Origin of the sequence: Streptomyces sp. NPDC001339 (assembly GCF_042895955.1) — a bacterium.
Classification (GTDB): domain Bacteria; phylum Actinomycetota; class Actinomycetes; order Streptomycetales; family Streptomycetaceae; genus Streptomyces.
In genome coordinates, this window is sequence record NZ_JBIAWT010000016.1 from 113,472 (window position 1) to 134,040 (window position 20,569).

Annotated in this window: 15 protein-coding genes and 1 riboswitch; of the genes, 11 read left to right on the forward strand and 4 right to left on the reverse strand. The window is 71.6% G+C overall.

Translation table 11 applies throughout. The features are described from left to right. Positions 1-29: 29 nt before the first annotated feature. Positions 30-2,480, reverse strand: a complete 2,451-nt coding sequence (locus ACFY12_RS32770; RefSeq protein ID WP_390719603.1) for a DNA topoisomerase (ATP-hydrolyzing) subunit A — start codon at positions 2,478-2,480, stop codon at positions 30-32. Positions 2,481-2,820: 340 nt separating this feature from the next. Here ACFY12_RS32770 and ACFY12_RS32775 point away from each other — a divergent pair, with 340 nt between their 5' ends. The 4 genes from ACFY12_RS32775 to ACFY12_RS32790 all read left to right on the forward strand — a co-directional run bounded on the left by ACFY12_RS32775 (position 2,821) and on the right by ACFY12_RS32790 (position 7,728). Then, positions 2,821-4,188: a M16 family metallopeptidase gene (locus tag ACFY12_RS32775; protein ID WP_390719622.1), complete on the forward strand. Its 1,368-nt coding sequence runs from the start codon at positions 2,821-2,823 to the stop codon at positions 4,186-4,188. 38 nt (positions 4,189-4,226) lie between these two features. Then, positions 4,227-5,609, forward strand: a complete 1,383-nt coding sequence (locus ACFY12_RS32780; protein ID WP_390719623.1) for a M16 family metallopeptidase — start codon at positions 4,227-4,229, stop codon at positions 5,607-5,609. 244 nt (positions 5,610-5,853) lie between these two features. Then, positions 5,854-6,010: riboswitch (cyclic di-AMP (ydaO/yuaA leader) on the forward strand. A 12-nt stretch (positions 6,011-6,022) separates the two neighbouring features. After that, positions 6,023-6,823, forward strand: a complete 801-nt coding sequence (locus ACFY12_RS32785) for a M23 family metallopeptidase (protein ID WP_390719604.1) — start codon at positions 6,023-6,025, stop codon at positions 6,821-6,823. Positions 6,824-7,038: 215 nt separating this feature from the next. After that, a complete protein-coding gene (locus ACFY12_RS32790) occupies positions 7,039-7,728 on the forward strand; it encodes a GntR family transcriptional regulator (RefSeq protein WP_390719605.1) in 690 nt (229 codons plus the stop codon). A gap of 276 nt (positions 7,729-8,004) precedes the next feature. Here ACFY12_RS32790 and ACFY12_RS32795 read toward each other — a convergent pair whose 3' ends face one another. Continuing rightward, positions 8,005-8,286 carry an HPr family phosphocarrier protein gene (locus ACFY12_RS32795; protein WP_066935914.1) on the reverse strand — a complete coding sequence of 94 codons (282 nt, stop codon included), beginning with the start codon at positions 8,284-8,286 and terminating at the stop codon, positions 8,005-8,007. 148 nt (positions 8,287-8,434) lie between these two features. Here ACFY12_RS32795 and ACFY12_RS32800 point away from each other — a divergent pair, with 148 nt between their 5' ends. From ACFY12_RS32800 to ACFY12_RS32820, 5 genes are all read left to right on the forward strand, one after another. Continuing rightward, positions 8,435-11,509 carry a GNAT family N-acetyltransferase gene (locus ACFY12_RS32800; RefSeq protein ID WP_390719606.1) on the forward strand — a complete coding sequence of 1,025 codons (3,075 nt, stop codon included), beginning with the start codon at positions 8,435-8,437 and terminating at the stop codon, positions 11,507-11,509. Positions 11,510-11,637: 128 nt separating this feature from the next. Then, positions 11,638-12,231 carry a DUF5998 family protein gene (locus ACFY12_RS32805; protein WP_390719607.1) on the forward strand — a complete coding sequence of 198 codons (594 nt, stop codon included), beginning with the start codon at positions 11,638-11,640 and terminating at the stop codon, positions 12,229-12,231. Then, on the forward strand, positions 12,231-13,421 hold the full coding sequence (locus ACFY12_RS32810; RefSeq protein WP_390719608.1) for an alkaline phosphatase family protein: 1,191 nt from the start codon (positions 12,231-12,233) through the stop codon (positions 13,419-13,421). The genes ACFY12_RS32805 and ACFY12_RS32810 overlap by 1 nt, the downstream gene beginning before the upstream one ends. A 181-nt stretch (positions 13,422-13,602) precedes the next feature. After that, positions 13,603-14,262 carry a thymidine kinase gene (locus tag ACFY12_RS32815; protein ID WP_390719609.1) on the forward strand — a complete coding sequence of 220 codons (660 nt, stop codon included), beginning with the start codon at positions 13,603-13,605 and terminating at the stop codon, positions 14,260-14,262. Positions 14,263-14,896: 634 nt separating this feature from the next. Beyond that, positions 14,897-15,541 carry a ScbR family autoregulator-binding transcription factor gene (locus tag ACFY12_RS32820; RefSeq protein ID WP_390719610.1) on the forward strand — a complete coding sequence of 215 codons (645 nt, stop codon included), beginning with the start codon at positions 14,897-14,899 and terminating at the stop codon, positions 15,539-15,541. 126 nt (positions 15,542-15,667) lie between these two features. Here ACFY12_RS32820 and ACFY12_RS32825 read toward each other — a convergent pair whose 3' ends face one another. Continuing rightward, positions 15,668-16,498 (reverse strand): VOC family protein, encoded by an 831-nt coding sequence (locus ACFY12_RS32825; RefSeq protein WP_390719611.1) that lies wholly within the window; start codon positions 16,496-16,498, stop codon positions 15,668-15,670. A 261-nt stretch (positions 16,499-16,759) separates the two neighbouring features. Between ACFY12_RS32825 and ACFY12_RS32830 the strand changes: the two genes are divergently transcribed. Beyond that, positions 16,760-17,599, forward strand: a complete 840-nt coding sequence (locus tag ACFY12_RS32830) for a sulfurtransferase (protein ID WP_390719612.1) — start codon at positions 16,760-16,762, stop codon at positions 17,597-17,599. 120 nt (positions 17,600-17,719) lie between these two features. Here the strand turns inward: ACFY12_RS32830 and sepH are convergent, their stop codons facing one another. Next, positions 17,720-18,784, reverse strand: coding sequence for a septation protein SepH (sepH, locus tag ACFY12_RS32835; RefSeq protein ID WP_390719613.1), 1,065 nt, complete (start codon positions 18,782-18,784; stop codon positions 17,720-17,722). Positions 18,785-19,280: 496 nt separating this feature from the next. On the opposite strand from sepH, the gene ACFY12_RS32840 reads away from it, so the two are divergent. Then, positions 19,281-20,555 carry a hypothetical protein gene (locus tag ACFY12_RS32840; RefSeq protein ID WP_390719614.1) on the forward strand — a complete coding sequence of 425 codons (1,275 nt, stop codon included), beginning with the start codon at positions 19,281-19,283 and terminating at the stop codon, positions 20,553-20,555. Positions 20,556-20,569 lie beyond the last annotated feature (14 nt).

A 20,569-nucleotide genomic window follows, 5' to 3' on the forward strand; every position in this document is an offset into this window, starting at 1 on the left:
GTTGCACCGCTCACACCGGTTGCACCGGTTTACACCGGCCCCGCCAGCGCCGCGACCTTCTTCGCCAGCGGCAACCCCGAGCCGTCCCGGCGCGGATCGGGCTCCGGCAGCGGAACGGGCGCGCCCTTGGCGTCCGCGGCCCGCACCGGCGCCGGCCCGGCCCAGGCCAGGGTCAGGCAGTCCTCGCCCTTCAGGAACCGCTGGCAGCGCACCCCGCCGGTGCCCCGGCCCTTGCGTGGGTACTGGTCGAACGGAGTGAGCTTGGCCGTCGCCACCGAGTCGTCGAGCGTGCCGTGTGAGCCGGCGACGGTGAACACCATGGCATCGACGGCCGGTTCGACCGCCGAGAAGGAGATCACCTTCGCGCCCGAGCCCAGTTTGACGCCCGCCATACCGCCGGCCGGCCGGCCCTGCGGCCGTACCTGGGAGGCCGGATAGCGCAGCAGCTGCGCTTCGGAGGTGATGAAGACAAGGTCCTCCTCACCGGTGCTCAGCTCGGCCGCGCCCACGATGCGGTCGCCCTCCTTGAGGGTGATGACCTCCAACTCCTCCTTGTTGGCGGGGTAGTCGGGCACCACCCGCTTGACCACGCCCTGTTCCGTGCCGAGCGCCAGCCCCGGGGAGGACTCGTCCAGCGAGGTCAGACAGATCAACTGCTCGCCGTCCTGCAGGCTCAGGAACTCCGCGACCGCTGCGCCACCGGCGAGGCTGGGCGCCGCCGCGGTCTCCGGGAGCTGCGGCAGATCGATCACCGGGACCCGCAGCAGCCGGCCCAGGGACGTCACCGCGCCCACCTCACCGCGGGTCGTCGCCGGCACCGCCGAGACGATCACATCGTGCTTGACGCGCTTGCCGTCGGTGGGGAGCGACGGCGACTCGCCCGTGACCGTCCGCGCCATCAGGCCCGTGGAGGACAGCAGGACCCGGCACGGGTCGTCGGCGACCTCCAGCGGCACCGCGCCGACCGTGGCCTCCGGCGCCTCCAGCAGGACCGTCCGCCGGTCCGTGCCGTACTTCTTGGCGACCGCGGCCAGCTCGCCGGAGACCAGCTTGCGCAGCTCGGCGTCCGACTCCAGGATCCGGGTCAGCTGCTCGATCTCCTCCCGCAGCCGGTCGCGCTCCGACTCCAGCTCGATCCGGTCGAACTTGGTCAGCCGGCGCAGCGGGGTGTCGAGGATGTACTGGGTCTGCACCTCGCTCAGGGAGAAGCGCTCGATCAGCCGCCCCTTGGCCTGCGCGCTGTTCTCGCTGGAGCGGATCAGGCGGATCACCTCGTCGATGTCCACCAGGGCCGTCAGCAGGCCCTCCACCAGATGCAGCCGGTCGCGCCGCTTGCCGCGCCGGAACTCGCTGCGCCGTCGCACCACCTCGAAGCGGTGGTCGACATAGACCTCCAGCAGCTCCTTGAGGCCCAGCGTCAGCGGCTGGCCGTCCACCAGGGCGACGTTGTTGATGCCGAAGGACTCCTCCATCGGCGTGAGCTTGTAGAGCTGCTCCAGGACGGCCTCGGGGTTGAAGCCGTTCTTGACCTCGATCACCAGCCGCAGGCCGTGTTCGCGTCCGGTGAGGTCCTTGACGTCCGCGATGCCCTGGAGCTTCTTCGAGCCGACCAGGTCCTTGATCTTGGAGATGACCTTCTCGGGGCCGACCGCGAAGGGGAGTTCGGTGACGACCAGGCCCTTGCGGCGGGCGGTGACGTTCTCGACCGCGACGGTCGCACGGATCTTGAACGTACCGCGGCCCTTCTCGTACGCGTCCCGTACGCCGGCCAGCCCCACGATCCGGCCGCCCGTCGGCAGATCGGGGCCCGGCACGAAGCGCATCAGGGTGTCGAGATCCGCGTTGGGGTGCTTGATCAGATGGCGGGCCGCCGCGATGACCTCGCCCAGGTTGTGCGGCGGCATGTTCGTCGCCATACCGACGGCGATCCCGGACGAACCGTTGACGAGGAGGTTCGGATAGGCGGCCGGGAGGGCCACCGGCTCCTTCTCCTGGCCGTCGTAGTTCGGGGTGAAGTCGACGGTGTCCTCCTCGATGGACTCCGTCATCAGGGACGTCGCCGACGCCATCCGGCACTCCGTGTACCGCATGGCGGCGGGCGGGTCGTCGTTGCCCAGCGAGCCGAAGTTGCCGTGGCCGTCCACCAGCGGCACCCGCATCGAGAACGGCTGCGCCATGCGCACCAGCGCGTCGTAGATGGACGCGTCGCCGTGCGGATGGAGCTTACCCATGACCTCGCCGACCACCCGGGCACACTTCACATAGCCGCGGTCGGGGCGCAGGCCCATCTCGTTCATCTGGTACAGGATGCGGCGGTGCACGGGCTTGAGACCGTCGCGGGCGTCCGGCAGGGCGCGCGAGTAGATGACCGAGTACGCGTACTCGAGGAAGGAACCCTGCATCTCGTCGACGACGTCGATGTCGAGGATCCTCTCCTCGAAGTCGTCCGGCGGCGGGGTCTTCGTGCTGCGGCGGGCCATCGCGGCTGCGGCTCCTTCTGCTGCGTCGTGCGTCTACTGCCGAGTCGGAAAAACCGATGTCGGGCGACGTCGGTCAATCTGCCGGGTCAATCGGCTGGGCGATCGACCGGAGGTACCTCCAGGTATCTCCGAAGGTATCTCCGAGTCTGACGCGGACCATTGTGGACCGCCGCACTGACAACGCCCACCGCGACTCCCCCCTTGACTCCCCCCTCGGCTCCACGGCGGCCGGGCAGGGCGCACGTTCGGTCCAGGCGCCCGGGAACTTCGCCAGATGCCGACGCGGTTGCATACAGTGACAGAACTTCCTCGCAAGCGGATCGAAGGGACGTACATGCCCATGGGTCACACGGCCACAGAACAAGCCGGCTCCGGCGGCCTGACAGCGACCGAGCACCGGCTGGCGAACGGCCTGCGCGTGGTGCTCTCCGAAGACCACCTGACCCCGGTCGCAGCCGTCTGCCTGTGGTACGACGTCGGCTCCCGCCACGAGGTCAAGGGCCGTACCGGCCTGGCGCACCTCTTCGAGCACCTGATGTTCCAGGGCTCCGCGCAGGTGACCGGCAACGGCCACTTCGAGCTGGTGCAGGGCGCCGGCGGTTCGCTCAACGGCACGACGAGCTTCGAGCGCACCAATTACTTCGAGACCATGCCCGCCCACGAGCTGGAGCTCGCGCTCTGGCTGGAGGCGGACCGGATGGGCTCGCTGCTGACCGCGCTGGACGAGGAGTCGCTGGAGAACCAGCGCGACGTCGTCAAGAACGAGCGCCGTCAGCGCTACGACAACGTCCCCTACGGCACGGCCTTCGAGCGGCTGACGGCCATGGCCTACCCGGAGGGACACCCGTACCACCACACGCCCATCGGGTCGATGGCCGACCTGGACGCGGCCTCCCTGGAGGACGCGCGGGCCTTCTTCCGCACGTACTACGCGCCCAACAACGCCGTCCTGGCGGTCGTCGGCGACATCGACCCCGAGCAGACGCTCGCCTGGATCGAGAGGTACTTCGGCTCGATCCCGGGCCACGACGGCAAGCAGCCGCCCCGGGACGGCTCGCTGCCCGAGACCATCGGCGAAGAGCTGCGCGAGGTCGTCACGGAGGACGTGCCCTCCCGCGCCCTGATGTCGGCCTACCGCCTGCCGCACGACGGCACCCGTGAGGCGGACGCCGCGGATCTGGCACTGACCGTCCTGGGCGGCGGCGAGTCCTCCCGCCTGTACAACCGCCTGGTGCGCCGCGACCGCACCGCCGTGGCCGCCGGCTTCGGCCTGCTGCGGCTGGCCGGTGCGCCCTCGCTGGGCTGGCTGGACGTGAAGACGTCCGGCGGGGTGGAGGTCGCCGACATCGAGCGCGCCGTCGACGAGGAGCTGGCCCGCTTCGCCGCCGACGGGCCGACCCCGGAGGAGATGGAGCGCGCCCAGGCGCAGCTGGAGCGCGAGTGGCTGGACCGGCTGGCCACGGTCAGCGGCCGGGCCGACGAACTGTGCCGCTTCGCCGTCCTGTTCGGGGACCCGCAGCTCGCGCTGACCGCCGTGCGGCGCGTTCTGGAGATCACCCCGGAGGAGGTGAAGGCGGTCGCCCAGGCCCGGCTGCGCCCCGACAACCGCGCGGTGCTGGTCTACGAACCCGCAGAAGGCACGGCATCCGCCGAACCCACCGGCGCCACCGACGCCGCCGACACCGAGGAAGGGGAGGCGGACCAGTGAGCGACGCCACCACCCGCGCAGATTCTCCCGAGAGCACCATGGACTTCCACCCGCAGCCGCACGGCGGCGCGCCCAAGCCGTGGGCCTTCCCGGCCCCCGACCGCGGCCAACTGGCCAACGGCCTCACCCTCCTGACCAGCCACCGGCCCGGCCAGCAGGTCTTCGCCGTCGAGATCAACCTGGTGGCTCCGCTGGACGCCGAGCCCGAGGGCCTGGACGGCGTCGCCACGATCATGGCGCGCGCCCTGTCCGAGGGCACCGACAAGCACTCCGCCGAGGAGTTCGCCGCCGAGCTGGAGCGCTGCGGCGCCACGCTGGACGCGCACGCCGACCACCCCGGCCTGCGGGTCTCGCTGGAGGTCCCGGCCTCCCGGCTGCCGCGCGCGCTCGGGCTCCTCGCCGACGCGCTGCGGGCCCCCGCGTTCCCGGAGAGCGAGATCGAGCGGCTGGTACGCAACCGTCTCGACGAGATCCCGCACGAGCTCGCCAACCCGGCCCGGCGTGCCGCGATGGCCCTGTCCAAGGAGCTGTTCCCGGCCACCGCCCGGATGTCCCGGCCCCGCCAGGGCACCGAGGAGACCGTCGCCCGCATCGACGCCGCCGCCGTCCGCGCGTTCTACGACGCCCACGTCCGGCCCGCCACGGCCACCGCGGTCGTCGTCGGCGACTTCACCGGCGTCGACCTGGACGCGGCGCTCGCCGAGACTCTGGGCGCCTGGAGCGGCCCGGCGGCCGAGCCGCTGAAGGCCGCGCCGGTCGTCGCCGACGACACCGGCCGGGTGGTGATCGTGGACCGCCCCGGGGCCGTCCAGACCCAGCTGCTCATCGGCCGTATCGGCGCCGACCGGCACGACCGGGTGTGGCCCGCGCAGGTCCTCGGCACGTACTGCCTGGGCGGCACCCTCACCTCCCGTCTGGACCGCGTGCTGCGCGAGGAGAAGGGCTACACCTACGGTGTGCGCTCCTTCAGCCAGGTGCTGCGCTCCACCGCCCCCACGTCCCCCGAGGGAGCCACCGGCGCCGCACTGCTCGCCATCAGCGGCTCGGTGGACACCGAATCCACCGTTCCGGCGCTGGAGGACCTGTTCCAGGTGCTGCGGACCCTCGCGGCGGAGGGGCTGACGGACGACGAGCGCGATGTCGCCGTGCGGAACCTCGTCGGCGTCGCCCCGCTGAAGTACGAGACCGCGGCGGCCGTCGCGGGCACCCTCGCCGACCAGGTCGAGCAGCAGCTCCCGGACGATTTCCAGGCGCAGTTGTACGTCCGGCTCGCGGAGACCGGCACGGTCGAGGCGACCGCGGCGGTGGTCAGCGCCTTCCCGGTGGACCGCCTGGTGACGGTCCTGGTGGGGGACGCGGCGCAGATCGCCGAGCCGGTGAAGGCGCTGGGTCTCGGTGAGGTGACGGTCGTCAGCGGCTAGGCCCTCCCGCCCCGGCCCCCGGTGGGCCGGCTGACTCCCCGTCGCCTGATGGTGGCTCAGTCGACGATGCGGCTCCCGTGGTGCCCAGCGCCACGGGAGCCGTCGTATGTCCGGTTTGGTAGGGCTGGTTGTACTGGTTCTTGTGGCATCCCGCACAAAAGACAGGTTCCGCTTGGCGGAGGAAAGTGGCCCCGATTACCGTCTGTCCGGCTGTTCGTCACACCACCGCCACACCAGTGGCAGCGGACAGCGATCGCCGAGTCCCCGTACGGCGCGAGCCAGGGGAGCCGGGGACCCACATGTCCCCTGGGGTGAATCGGACTCCTCCCCGGAGGAGCCCGTAGGAGACCTTCCTGCTCCGAACCCGTCAGCTAACCCGGTAGGCGAGAGGGAAGGAAAGGACAAGCCAGCACATGGCGTTCACCCGTGCCACCGGGAAGCACCGCGGTCCGAGCCGTACCGCTCGTAAGACCCGTAACCTCGCCGGCATAGCCACCCTCGCGGCCTCCGGTGTGGTCGCCTCCGTGGCCTCGCCGGCGCTGGCCGCCACGGACGAGGCGCACGGCCATGACACCGGCCTCCAGCAGGCCGTCGTCCTGGGTGACGAGCTCGCCAGCCGCATCGAGGCGCAGGCCGACGACCAGCAGGCCGCCGCCGAGCTGGCCGCCCTGGAGGCGAAGGCCGAGGCCGTGGCCAAGCAGCGGGCCGAGGAAGCCAAGCGGCACGCCGAGGAGGCCCGGAAGAAGGCCGAGGAGGAGCGCGAGGCCAAGGAGCGCGCCGCCCGCGACGCCGAGCGCAAGCGCCTCAACAGCTTCGTCGCCCCGATAGCCGGCTCGTACGTCTCGACCAGCTACAAGGCCTCCAGCGGCCTGTGGTCCTCCGGCAGCCACACCGGCGTCGACTTCCACGCCGGCTCCGGGACCTCGGTCCACGCCGTCGGCATGGGCACCGTCGTCGAGGCCGGCTGGGGCGGCGCGTACGGAAACAACATCGTGATCAAGATGAACGACGGTACGTACACCCAGTACGGCCACCTCTCGTCGATCGGCGTCTCGGTCGGCCAGCAGGTGACCCCCGGCCAGGAGATCGGCCTCTCCGGCGCCACCGGCAACGTCACCGGCCCGCATCTGCACTTCGAGGCCCGCACCACCGCCGAGTACGGCTCGGACATCGACCCGGTCTCGTACCTGCGGTCGCACGGCGTGGACGTCTGAGCGGCTTCCGCCGCCTCACCTCCGGCCCACCGCGGCGCCTTGGAACGCGGTCCATAACCAGGGCGCCCGGCCTTCCACCGTCCACGCCCGGGTATTGGCCAAAAAATATCCCTGAATAGCAGGAGTCCGTCGGAAAAGCCGCCCCCGTCGAATAGAGTCGCGGAAAAGTCGCCGACCGGCGGCGTTTCCCGGGGATTACGGCGGAGGCACGGACGATGCGAGGCCATATTTCCGCGCATGCGGTGTGCACGGCGATTCGCGAGGACATCGTCTCCGGCGCACTGGCGCCGGGGAGTCGGCTGATCGAGGAGATCCTGGCGGCGCGCTACGGCGTCTCCAGGGTGCCGGTCCGCGAAGCGCTGCGCACCCTGCAGTCGGAGGGCTTTGTCACCACCCGCCACCACGCGGGCGCCTGCGTCGCCGCGCTCAGCGAGCAGGAGGCCGCGGACCTTCTCGACATCCGCGCGCTGCTGGAGCCGCTGGGCGCCGCCCGCGCCGCCGTCCGCCGCACCCCGGCCCACCTGAAGGTGTTGCGCGGCCTGGTCCGGCTCGGCCGTGCCCGGGCCCGTCACGGCAACCCCGCGGACCTGCGCCAACTGGATGGCTGGTTCCACGAGACGCTCGCCCAGGCGGCCGGCAGTCCCAGCCTGACCGCGCTGCTCACCCAGCTGCGGCGCAAGATCGAGTGGATGTACGCGGTCGACCTGCCGGACCGGTCCGGTGAGTCGTGGGACGAACACGGCGCGGTACTGGAAGCGGTGGCCCGGGGCGACGCGGAACGGGCCCGTGCCCTGATGGCCGCGCACATCGAGCGCTCTCTTCCGGTGTACCGGCTACGGCACCCCGTCACGGCCGAGGTGAGGGATCCGAAACGGCCCGTCAACACGGCGCGTGCCCGTTCTTAACAAGCACGCCGTATACAAAGAGGCGCCGGAATGAGGAGAGGCGCTGGAATGGGATTCGCGCGCCCATTTGTCCGGACGCGGTTTGTGCTCGGCGCGCTGTCGCGCAATGACCCACCGGGGAATTCTCTGCCGAGGAATGCCCAGCTGCCGAGGAATGCCTCGCTGAGGAATGCATTGCCGGGGAATGCAAGAACGGCCCCGTCGCGGCGACCGTTTTCCGGTCACCGCGACGGGGCCGCCGCAGGTCGTACGGGCCGCTGCTGGACCCGCTGGGACTCAGACGGTCTCGGGGAGCTCCTCGAGACCCTCGGCCACCAGCTTCGCCAGGCGGTCGAGCGCTGCCTCGGCACCCTCGGCGTCCGAGGCCAGCACGATCTCCTCGCCGCCCTGGGCGCCCAGGCCCAGGACCGCCAGCATGGAGGCCGCGTTGACCGGGTTGCCGTCCGCCTTGGCGATCGTCATCGGGACGCCGGAGGCGGTGGCCGCACGGACGAAGATCGACGCGGGGCGGGCGTGCAGCCCCTCGGTCCAACCGACAGTGACGCGGCGCTCAGCCATGGTGTTGCCCTTCAAAGTCGTGACAGTTGTCTAGACCATTCTCGCACGCTGCCGGAAGTGCTCCAACGGCCGTCCTGGTGACCCCCGAGGGTACGGGGACAGGACGTGGACAAGGCCTGTTGTCGGTGCCCGGCCGTACTCTGTCCGCATGCAGAACCCGCCCGAGCACGCGTACCCGTCGCACTGGGAAGCCGACGTGGTGCTGCGCGACGGCGGCACGGCACGGATCCGGCCCATCACCCCCGCCGACGCCGAACGGCTGGTCTCGTTCTACGAACAGGTCTCGGACGAGTCGAAGTACTACCGCTTCTTCGCGCCCTACCCCCGCCTCTCCGACCGCGATGTGCGCCGCTTCACCCATCACGACTACATCGACCGGGTCGGGCTCGCCGCCACCGTCGGCGGTGAGTTCATCGCCACCGTCCGCTACGACCGGATCAACGACCAGGGGCTGCCCGCCAAGAGCCCCGACGACGACCAGGCCGAGGTCGCCTTCCTCGTCCAGGACGCCCACCAGGGCCGCGGGGTCGCCTCCGCCCTCCTGGAGCACATCGCGGCCGTCGCCCGTGAGCGCGGTATCCGCAGGTTCGCCGCCGAGGTGCTGCCCGCGAACTCCAAAATGATCAAGGTGTTCACGGACGCCGGCTACACCCAGCAGCGCACCTTCGAGGACGGCGTGGTCCGCCTGGAGTTCGACCTGGAGCCCACCGAGCAGTCCGTGGCCGTGATGCGCGGCCGCGAGCAGCGCGCCGAGGCGCGCTCCGTACAGCGGTTGCTCGCCCCTGGCTCGGTCGCCGTCATCGGGACCGGCCGCGCCCCCGGCGGCATCGGCCGCACCGTCCTGCGCAACATCCTCAGCTGCGGCTTCACGGGCCGGGTGCACGCCGTCAACCACGCCTTCCCCGAAGACCTGCGGCGACTGGACCCGGAGGGAGTGCCGGCCGCGCGGACCCTGCGGGACATCCCCGATCCGGTCGATCTCGCGGTCATCGCCGTCCCGGCGGACCGTGTCCCCGACGTGGTCCGCGACTGCGGCGAACATGGCGTCCAGGGCGTACTGATCCTCTCCTCCGGTTACGCCGAGGCGGGTCCGGAGGGCCGTGAGCGGCAGCGTGCCCTGCTCCGCCAGGCCCGCTCGTACGGCATGCGGCTCATCGGGCCGAACGCCTTCGGCCTGATCAACACCGCCGCCGGCGTCCGGATGAACGCCTCCCTCGCCCCTCAGCTGCCGGGTGCCGGCCACATCGGCCTGTTCACCCAGTCCGGCGCCATCGGCATCGCCCTGCTCAGCGGACTCCATGAGCGCGGCCCCGGCGACGGCGGCATCGCCGGTATCTCGTCCTTCGTCTCGGCCGGCAACCGCGCCGACGTCTCCGGCAACGACCTGCTCCAGTACTGGTACGACGACCCCGACACCGACGTCGTGATCCTCTACCTGGAGTCCATCGGCAACCCGCGCAAGTTCGCCCGGCTCGCCCGGCGCACCGCCGCCGTCAAGCCGGTCGTGGTCGCCAAGGGGGCCCGGCACAGCGGTACGGCGCCGCCCGGGCACACCGTGCCCACGGTCCAGGTCCCGGACAGCACGGTCGCCGCCCTGATGCGCCAGGCCGGTGTGATCCGCGTCGACACGGTCACCGAACTGGTCGACGCCGGGCTGCTGCTGGCCTCCCAGCCGTTGCCCGCCGGTCCGCGCATCGCGATCCTCGGCAATTCCGAGGCGCTGGCACTGCTCGCCTACGACGCCTGCCTGACCGAGCGGCTGCGGCCGCTGCACCCCCGCGTACTGGACTCCGCGGCGCGGCCGGACGACTTCCGCACCGCGCTCGCCGAGACGCTGGGCGGCGACGGCTGCGATGCCGTGATCGTCACGGCGATCCCGTGGGTGGGGGAGCAGGACGGGCCCACCCCGCCCGGCGGCGAGGGTGCCGCGCTCGCCGCCGCCCTGCGCGCCGTGGCCGCATCCCATCCGCACAAACCGGTCACGGTCGTCCACCTGGCGATGGACGACCTCGCCACGACCCTGGCGGCCCCGGTCCCCGCGTCCCCCGGGGGGACGAGCACCCCCGAGCCGCCCGCCGCCCGGCCCGCGGAATCCCCGTCGAACCAACCGAACCCGTCGAACCAACCGAACCAACCGAATCCGTCGAACCAACCGAACCCGCCGAATCCATCGAACCCGTCGAACCCACCGGAACCGCAGTATCCGCATCCGCGGCATTCGCGGGGGGCGGCCTCCGTACGCCCCCCGATACCGCCGGGTCCGCCTCCGGCCACCATGGCGACGCCCCCGGCCCACGACGCCGAGGCCGCCGCAGCACCGCCCCGGCGGCGGAGCGCTCCCCTCCGCATCCCCGCGTACCCCGCCGCCGAGCGCGCCGTACGCGCCCTCGCCGAGGCCGTCCGGTACGCGGCCTGGCGCCGGGACGCGGCCGAGCCGGGCCGGGTGCCCGAGTACGACGACATCCAGGAGGCGGCGGCCGGCGCGGACATCGAACGCCTCCTCGGCCGGCTCGCTCCCGGCGTACCCAACGGCCGCTCGGTGGCCGTGCCCCCCGAGGACGCCGCCGCCCTGCTCGCCCGCTACGGCATCCACACCCACCCCGTCCTCCCGGCCCCCGATCCGGACAGCGCCGTGCGCGCCGCGGCCCGCCTGGGCTACCCGGTGGCCCTGAAGACCACCGCCCCCCATCTGCGGCACCGCGCCGACCTCGGCGGGGTCCGCCTGGACATCGCCGGTGAGGACGAACTCCGCCGGGTGTACGCGGAGTTGACGGACTTCCTCGGCTCGCCGGAGGAGCTGCGTCCGGTCGTCCAGTCGATGGTGCCGCGCGGCGTCGACACGGTCATCCGCGCCGCCATCGACCCGGCCGTCGGCGCCGTGCTCTCCTTCGGCCTGGCCGGTGCCCCCTCCCAACTGCTCGGCGATGTCGATCACCGCCTCATCCCCGCCACGGACCGCGAGGTCGCCGAGCAGATCCGCGCGATCCGCGCGGCCCCGCTGCTCTTCGGCTGGCGCGGGTCCCAGCCGGTCGACACCGCCACGCTGGCCGAGCTGCTGCTACGGGTCTCCCGCCTGGTCGACGACCATCCCGAGGTCGTCGCCGTGGATCTCGAACCGGTCGTCGTCGCGCCGCAGGGGGTCTCCGTCCTGGGCGCCGCCGTCCGGCTCGCTCCCGCGCCCGTCACCACCGACCTGGGCCCCCGCCGCCTGCCCGCCTATTAGGCCCCGCCGATGAGGCCCGCCCGTGAGGCCCGCCCATGAGGCCCTGCCCACAGGCGGGCCAGCGCCCATCGAGGCCGGCCCGTCCCACGGGGCTCGTGCCTCCCGCCAGGCCCCGTAGGATGGACCCCATGGCGAAGACCGGTACGACGACACAGGGGCTGCGCGCGGCGATCGAGCGCAGTGGCTACTACCCGACGCTCGTGGCCGAGGCGGTGCAGGCCGCCGTGGGCGGCGAGCCGGTGGTGTCGTACCTCGTCCATCAGGAGACGACCTTCGACGCCAACGAGGTCCGCCGTCACGTCACGGTCCTGGTTCTGACCGGCACCCGCTTCATCGTCAGCCACACCGACGAACAGGCCGCCGACGCCACCTCCCCGTCGCCGTACGCCACCACCTCCACCGAGTCCGTCAAGCTGGACCGGATCTCCTCCGTGGTGCTCAGCCGCGTGGTCGCCAACCCCGAGTCGTACACCCCGGGCCAGCTGCCCCGCGAGGTCGTGCTGACCATCGGCTGGGGCGCCGTCGCCCGCCTGGACCTGGAGCCCGCCGCCTGCGGCGACCCCAACTGCGAGGCGGACCACGGCTACACCGGCTCGTCCACCGCCGATGACCTCTCGCTGCGGGTCAGCGAGGCCGGCGACGGCCCGGACTCGGTGCGCGAGACGCTCGCCTTCGCACAGGCACTTTCTGAAGCAACTGCGGCCACCACCACCCCCCGCTGATGGCCGGTATCGCCCCCACCTGGCCGGAACCCGAACCGCTCGACCCGCTCGGTGCCCCGGTGCCCCGGTACGGCAGCGGCTCGCTGTCGGATCTGCTGCCCACCATCGCCGCGGGCCTCGGCGTCCGCGAACTCTCCGCCACCATGGAGCTCGCCCCCGCCGACCGGGCCTGTGTCTTCCTGATCGACGGCCTCGGCTGGGAGCAGCTGCGCGCCCACCCGGAGGAGGCGCCGTTCCTCACCTCACTCCTGGGAACCTCGTTCAACGGCACCGGCCGCCCGCTCACCACGGGCTTCCCCGCCACCACGGCCACCTCGCTGGCCTCGGTCGGCACCGGCCTGCCGCCGGGCGCCCACGGCCTGCCCGGTTACACCTGTGAGGACCCGGCCACCGGCGCCCTGATGAACCAGCTCCGCTGGTACCCGTGGACCGACCCGTACGTCTGGCAGCCCTATCCGACGGTCTTCCAGCTCGCGGACGCCGCCGGGATCCGCACCTGCCAGGTCTCCGCGCCGGACTTCCAGCACACTCCGCTCACCAAGGTCGCGCTCAGCGGTGGCACCTTCCACGGCCGGCTCTCCGGCGAGGAGCGGATGGACCTCGCCGCGGAGCAGCTCGCCGCCGGCGACCGCTCGCTGGTCTACACGTACTACTCCGAGGTCGACGGCAAGGGGCACCGCTACGGCGTCAACTCCGATGCCTGGCGTGGCCAGTTGATGTACGTCGACCGGCTCGCGCAGCGGCTGGCCGAGCAACTCCCGCCACGCAGCGCCCTCTACGTCACCGCCGACCACGGCATGATCGACATCCCGTTCGACCCCGAGTCCCGCGTCGACTTCGACGAGGACTGGGAACTGCGCGCCGGAGTACGCCTGTTGGGCGGTGAGGGCCGGGCCCGGCACGTGTACGCCCACCACGGTGCCGCCGCCGATGTGCTCGCCGTATGGCGCGAAGTGGTCGGTGACCGGATGTGGGTGGCGAGCCGCGACGAGGCCATCGCCGCGGGCTGGTTCGGTCCGCGGGTCGACGACCGGGTACGGGCCCGGATCGGTGACGTCGTGGCCGCCGCGCACGCCGACATGGTGATCATCGCGACCGAACGGGAGCCCCGGGAGTCGGAGATGGTCGGGATGCACGGCTCGATGACCCCCGTGGAGCAGCTGGTGCCGCTCCTGGAAGTCCGCACCTGAACCCCACCTGACCCCACCTGACCCAGGGTCACGGCAACCCTGGAAAATTCCCTGGCCGTGGCGCTTCGGCGCCCGGCAACACACCGCTGACTCCGACCGATCCGACCGATCTGAACGAACCGATCGATCCCACCGATCGCACCGATCGCACCGATCCCACCGAAAGGCCATCCCCACCCCCATGTCCGCATTGGTATTTTTCTCGGGAACCATGGACTGCGGGAAGAGCACTCTGGCGCTGCAGATCGGGCACAACCGCTCCGCTCGCGGGCTACAGGGAGTGATTTTCACCCGTGACGACCGGGCGGGTGAGGGCCGGCTCTCGTCCCGGCTGGGGCTGGTCACGGACGCCGTCGAGGCCGACGAGGGCATGGACCTCTACGCCTACCTCGTCGATCACCTGTCCCGGGGTGCCCGGGCGGACTACGTCATCGTGGACGAGGCCCAGTTCCTCGCCCCCGCACAGATCGACCAGCTGGCGCGCATCGTCGACGACCTCGAGCTGGATGTCTTCGCGTTCGGTATCACCACCGATTTTCGGACACATCTGTTTCCTGGCTCCCGGCGTCTGATCGAGCTGGCCGACCGCATCGAGGCGCTCCAGGTCGAGGCGCTCTGCTGGTGTGGCGCCCGGGCCACCCACAACGCCCGTACGGTGGGCGGGGAGATGGTGGTCGAGGGTGCCCAGGTGGTGGTCGGCGACGTCAACCAGGCGCAGGGGGAGGTCGGTTACGAAGTGTTGTGCCGACGCCACCACCTGCGCCGGATGACCAGTGCGACGGCGCGGGCCGGGGCTCTGTCACCAGACGTTCTGCCGGTCTCGCCCGAGGCGCGGGCGTAATCGCACCCACGCGGCCGGCCTGACGGCGCATCCGTCGGCTTCCGCACCGCCTGTTCCGGTGCGGCGCGGAAGGCGGTCCGGGCCGCACGTGCGCGGTGTCCGCGACCGTGACATCGATGTCCGGCTCTGCGGGGGCGGGCGCTCCGGACGGCGGAATTCTGGATTGACGGTGCAGCGGCCACCGTGCCGTGCCGTCCGGTGGGACAGCGGCACACGTATTCTGCACGGGCGATCACCGGACCACCCTGCCGGAACAACCGTCCGGGCGGCCAGGGGTCGCACCGTCGCCCGCCTCGGGGGCCGGTCGTGGGGCGGTGAGCGAGAATGCGCCGGATCCGTGACGGTTCCCCGTCGGTGAAGCAGACCCTCTCCGCGTTCTTGAGGCGAGCGTATTTCCGGGGAATCCGGGTGGTGTTCCGGACAGACGCCGGAAAGAGCGGCGGAACGGTGATGACCCACCGTCATGTTGCTGCGTACATTGGTGAGTCATGCCGCCGCGTACGTATGTGAACAGCGGTTTCAGGCCATCAAGTCCCGCTGGACGCTGCGTATCCGGAAGAAGTCGGATGATAAAATACCGCTTCTGCGGTCTTTTTCAATGGCAGATGTAACGACTGGTCACGGGAGACGTGAGTTGGCGAAACAGGAACGGGCGATCCCGACGCGCAGGGCCTGCCTGGAGGCCGCCGCGGAGATCTTCAACGAGTACGGATACGAGGGCGCCACGATCGCCGCCGTTCTTGAGCGTGCCCAACTCACCAGGGCGGCACTGTACTTCCACTTCACGTCGAAAGAGGAGCTGGCGCACGGTGTGCTCGCCGAGGGGGTGACCACGGAAGGCCTGGTGCCGCAGCCCTTCAAACTCCAGGAATGGGTGGACATTTCGCTCCTGCTGGCCCACCGGCTGCCCAGGGAGCCCGTGCTCAAGGCCTGCATACGGCTGTCCGTCGACCCGAAGGCGCGCAGCCTGCTGGGTACCCGCTGGCCCGACTGGATCGCGCTGGGCGGCGGGGTGCTCATGGAGGCCAAGGCGCGCGGTGAGCTGTATTCGCATATCGATCCGACCGATGCGGCCCGGTTGTTGATCGGTGCCTGGACCGGTGTTCAGCTCATTACCGAGGCGGTGCCGAACCCGCCCGACCTCTGCGAGGAAATCTCCCGGCTGCTGGAGTTCATCCTCCCCAATGTCGCCGTTCCCGGAGTGCTGGCGAGGCTGGACACCTCGCCATTCCGCGCCGAACGGCTTCTCGGTGCGGAACGTTCCACGGTGGTCTCCTGACAGAGTCTCCCGGGCAATAAAAAACCGTGCGGTAGGTTTCTCGTTTCTCTGCTTATTCGCTTTTGTGGCACCCGGCTTATGTGCTGTACCCGTCCGCCCTGTGTGCCGCGCCCGGGAATTCCGTACTCAGTCCTGCTCGACGATGGCGAACACCGCGCCCTCGGTGTCGGAGACCGTCGCCAGACGGCCGTGGACGGAATCGTGGGCGGGGGCCAGGACATGGCCGCCGAGTCCGGTGACGCGGCGGGCCGCCGCGTCCGTATTGGGCACGGCGAAGTACGTCATCCAATGGGGACCGCGCTCGCGCAGCGCGGCGGTGCCCACGCCGTGGATGCCGGCCACCGCGCGGCCCTTGAGGAGCAGTGTCAGACGGTCGGCTTCCCGGCCGGTGTCCGCGTCGCCCGATCCGCCCGCCTCGCCCCCGGCGTCCGCGGCCGCCGGGCCCGCCGGGTCCGCCTCGTAGCCGAAGACATGCTCGTAGAACGGGCCGACAACGGCGGTCTCCTGGGTGACCAGCTCGTTCCACACAGGTGTGCCCGGCTCGCCCGTGACCGTGGTGCCCATCATCGATTTGCCCTGCCAGATACCGAAAACCGCCCCCTGCGGATCGGAGGCGATCGCCATCCGCCCCGCGTCGTCGTCCGCGTCCAGCGGCCCGACGCCCACCGTCCCGCCGCAGCTCCGGATCCGCTCCGCGGTCACATCCGCGTCGTCGCTGGCCAGATAGGTGGTCCAGGCGACCGGGAGATCCCGGTCGGGGGCCAGCTCACCCACCCCCGCGACCTCCCTGCCGTCGAGGAAGGCCCGGGCGTACGGACCGAAATGCTGCGGCCCCGGGCGGAACTCCCAGCCGAACAGCGCGCCGTAGAACTCCTGCGTCGCGGACAGGCTGTGGGCCAGGAGGCTCACCCAGCAGGGCGCGCCGGGCATCCGCCGAGTCGCTGCCTCGGTCGTCATTGTCACTCTCTCCTCGGAGCATCGGTGTGCTGACCATGTGCGGAAAACGTGCGGTACGGGCGCGGGTCCCGAGCAGATGCTCGCACCCTGTCACCTGGTGTGCGCCCCGGCCGCGCCGTCCGCGCCATGTTCGCGAGGGAGAATGCCCGATTTGATGTTTCACACCCGTTTCGGCGCCGTTGCGGCAGCGCACAACTCCGTCATACGGAGGGTGGGCACCTGCCTTCCCTACGTAGTCGAAGCTACGCAAGGATGACTCCCATGAATGCCATCATCACCGCTACCGAACTCGCGAGCGAGTTGGCGAAGCCCGTCCCGCCGGTCCTCCTGGACGTGCGGTACCAGCTCGGCGGCCCGCCCGGCCGCCCCGAGTACGAGGCCGGCCACCTGCCCGGCGCGGTCTATATCGACCTCGACGACGAGCTGGCCGGGACGCCCGGACCGGCCGGCCGCCATCCGCTCCCCGCCCTCGACGTCTTCGCGAAGGCGATGCGGGCCGCCGGTGTCCGCGCGGAGTGCCCCGTGGTCGTCTACGACGGCGGCCAGGGCTGGGCGGCCGCCCGCGCCTGGTGGCTGCTGCGCTGGGGCGGCCACCCCGATGTGCGTGTCCTGGACGGCGGTCTCGCCGCCTGGCGGGCGTCCGGCGGCGCGCTGAGCACCGGCCGTCCGCATCCGTCCGAGGGCGACTTCACGCCCGTGCCCGGCGCGCTGCCGCTGCTGACGGCGGACGACGCGGCCGCCCTGGCCCGCCGCGGCGTCCTCCTGGATGCGCGGGCCGCCGAGCGCTACCGGGGCGAGGCCGAGCCCATCGACCCGGTCGCCGGCCATATCCCGGGCGCGGTGTCCGCGCCGACGACCGAGAACGTCGCCGAGCGGAGCACGGTCTTCCGCGACGCGTCCGAGCTGGCCGAGCGCTTCGCGGCACTCGGCGCCACGCCGGACACCGAGGTCGGCGTCTACTGCGGCTCCGGGGTCTCCGCCGCCCATCAGGTACTGGCCCTCGCGGTTGCCGGCATCCCCGCCGCGCTGTACGTCGGCTCCTGGAGCGAATGGTGCGCCGATCCGTCCCGTCCGGTGGCCACCGGTCCGCAGCCCGGCTGAGCCCCGGCGCGGGACCCAGGCGCGCCATGACGCCGTCCGCCCGCCCCCTGGGAGCAGGGGACGGGCGGACGGCGAGGTTCCACGGCCGGGCCGGGCCGGTCGCTCCTGCGCCTGCTTCCGCTACTCCGGCTTCTTCCGCCGGGTCCCGAAGACGATCTCGTCCCAGCTGGGAACCGCCGCCCGCCGTCCGGGCCGTACGCCGTCCGCCTCGGCCTGCCGGTCCGTCGTCCCGGTCAGCCGTTCGCGGTGTCCGGCCACCGCGCGCGGCATCAGGACATCGGCGTAGGCGGAACCCGCGCCCGCGCTGGCCGCCGGCGGCTCCTCGACCTCGGTCTCCGGCCCCTCGTCGCTCTGCGGCGCCTTGGCGCTCTCCGGTACGACCAGGTCGCCCCGGAAGCTCGGCACCGCCTCCAGCAGGCTGGTCAGCGAATCCCGCTCGCGCTCCCGCTCACCGGCGGCCTCCTCGCCGCTCCGGGTGTCGCTCTCCTCGTCGCCGGTCTGTGCCCCGCGGTCGCCGCGCTCGGGCGTCTGGCGGTCCAGGGCGCGGTCCAGCGGCCGGTCCCGCGGCAGCCGGGCGATCCGGGGGACGAACGGGAAGCTCGGCTCGGGCGTGTCGTCGCTCTCGCCGATCAGCGCCCGCGCCTCGTCGTCCACGGCCTGGACAAGCCGGCGCGGTGGGTCGTACGTCCAGGTCGCCGAGTGCGGTTCGGCCGCGACGCGGTAGACCAGCAGCACTTCCCAGGTGCCGTCGTCCCGGCGCCAGGAGTCCCACTGGACGCTCTCCTTGTCGGCGCCGCGCAGCAGCAGCCGCTCCGTGACCGCCTCACCGAGCTGCGGACCGGTGTTCTCGCCGGGGCGCCGCACGGGGGTCTTACGGGCCCGCTCGGCCATGAACGCGCGCTCGGCGAGCACCGGGCCCTCGAAGCGGCGCACCCGGTCCACGGGGATGCCGGCGAGCTGGGCGACCTCCTCGGCGGAGGCACCGGCCCTTATACGGGCCTGGATGTCCCGTGGGCGGAGGTGGCTCTCGACCTCGATCTCGATCTGGCCGAGCCGCGCCCGGTCGTTGCGGACCGCGGCGCGCAGCCGTTCGTCGATGGGAAGCGTGTACTCGGTGCTGTCCGCAGCTTTGAGCACCAGCCGTGTGCCGTCGTTGGAGACGGCCACGACACGCAGTTCGGGCATGGGGACCTCCCGGGTGGTGCCTGCCGACGTCACGTGCGTCGCTGCTTCCGCTAGTCGAGTGTGGCCTGCCCGGGTGCAGCCTGCCACAACATTGCCGAGTTGCCCGGCGTGTCGAGGCTTGGCCCTCAAACGCCGTTATGACACGGTTACCAGTTCGCAACGCTCGGTGACCATGTCGCTTGTCCTGTCGTCGATCACCCGTGCCGAGCGGCGGCGCCCCGGGTGAGTGCCGCCTTCAGGGCCCCTCCCGTGGGTTCCGGGCAGCCGGACGGGAACCGGGGCCAGGGCTGGCCACAGTACTCCATTCGGGCCACTGAGGTGGACCGCCGCGCCGCTGAACTTCTGGCCGGTGGGCGTAGTTGGGTCGGCTTGTCAGCCTCTCTACCAGCAACTCTGGTGGCAAGTTTCACAGATCCCCCGGATTCGGAACTATTGACTACTCCAATTGGTCACTTCTCCATGCAACATGGATCGAAGGGGCTAACAAAGGTTGGAGATGGACGAAGAAACCGAAACCGCCACGAAGAAGAAGGGGAAGCGGATTGACCTGAGCGTGGCTCAGGTAGCCGGCAGCGCACTCGCCGCGGCCATCGCCGCGTACCTCGCCGCGCAGCTCAGTGTGTACGGAACCGTCCTCGGCGCGGGTGTGGTCAGTGTCCTGGCCACGACCGGCGGTTCGATATTCCAGCACCTGTTCCGGCGCACCGGCGAACAGATCAAGGAGGCCTCGGTCGTCACCCGCCCGAAGCCGCGCCGCTTCTCCTCCCACCCTCGATCCACGACCACCACAACCGGCACATCCGACACGACCGACACATCTGAAGACACCGGTCGGCTCGCGCACGACGCGGGCCCGGTGGCGCCCACGAGGGCGCTGCCGACCCTCGGCAAGCACGGCGCGGAGGGCGGGATCACCTCCGTCGCCAGAACCCCCGGGCCCGACCCGGACCGAACGCAGCTGGTCCCGCGGGCCGAGGAGGCCCGCCGCCGCGATCCGGCGAGCGCCCACCCCACGGACCGGACCCAGCTGGTGCGGCGGGTCGACGACCCGACCATGGCGCTGGGGCAGGCGACGCGACGCCCGGCGGCGTCCCATCCGGCGGCCACCACGGCCATGCCGCAGGTCGGAGCGCCCGGAGCGCCCGAACAGCCCGAAGAGCTGAGCACCGCGACGTACGGCACCCGGCTGCGCGGCTGGAAGCGGCCGGCGCTCGGCGCGCTCGTGGTCTTCGTGTTCGCCATGGGCGGGGTCACTGCCACCGAGCTGCTGACCGACCAGACGGCGGACGGTCAGAAGGGCACCACCACGTTCCAACAGCTCACCAGCGGCGGGGGAACGAAGCGCCAGCAGCCCAGCACCCCACAGTCGCCCGGTACCGGCCAGATGCCGGAGGACGGCGGTCGGCGGGGTGGCGGTCATGGTTCCGACCCGGATCCCGGCAGGTCCGGCGACAGCGGTACGGGGACCGGCACCGACGACGGCAAGGACCACGGCACCCCCACGCCGACGCCGTCCGGCGACGGTGGTTCCGGTGACTCCTCGGGGAGCGGCTCCTCGCCGGACCCGAAGACCTCACCGTCCACGAAGCCGTCCCCGAGCGGCTCCGCCGACGGCGGCAGCGGCAGCACCGGCGGCAGCAGCACGGGCGGCGGCACCGGCGGCGACGGCGGTACGGGCACCGGCGGCGACACGACCGGAGGCAAGGACCAGGGGACCCAGCAGAAGCAGCAGGAGCCGCAGAAACAGGCCTTGGACCCGGCTGCTTCCTGACCCCTGGCGGACCG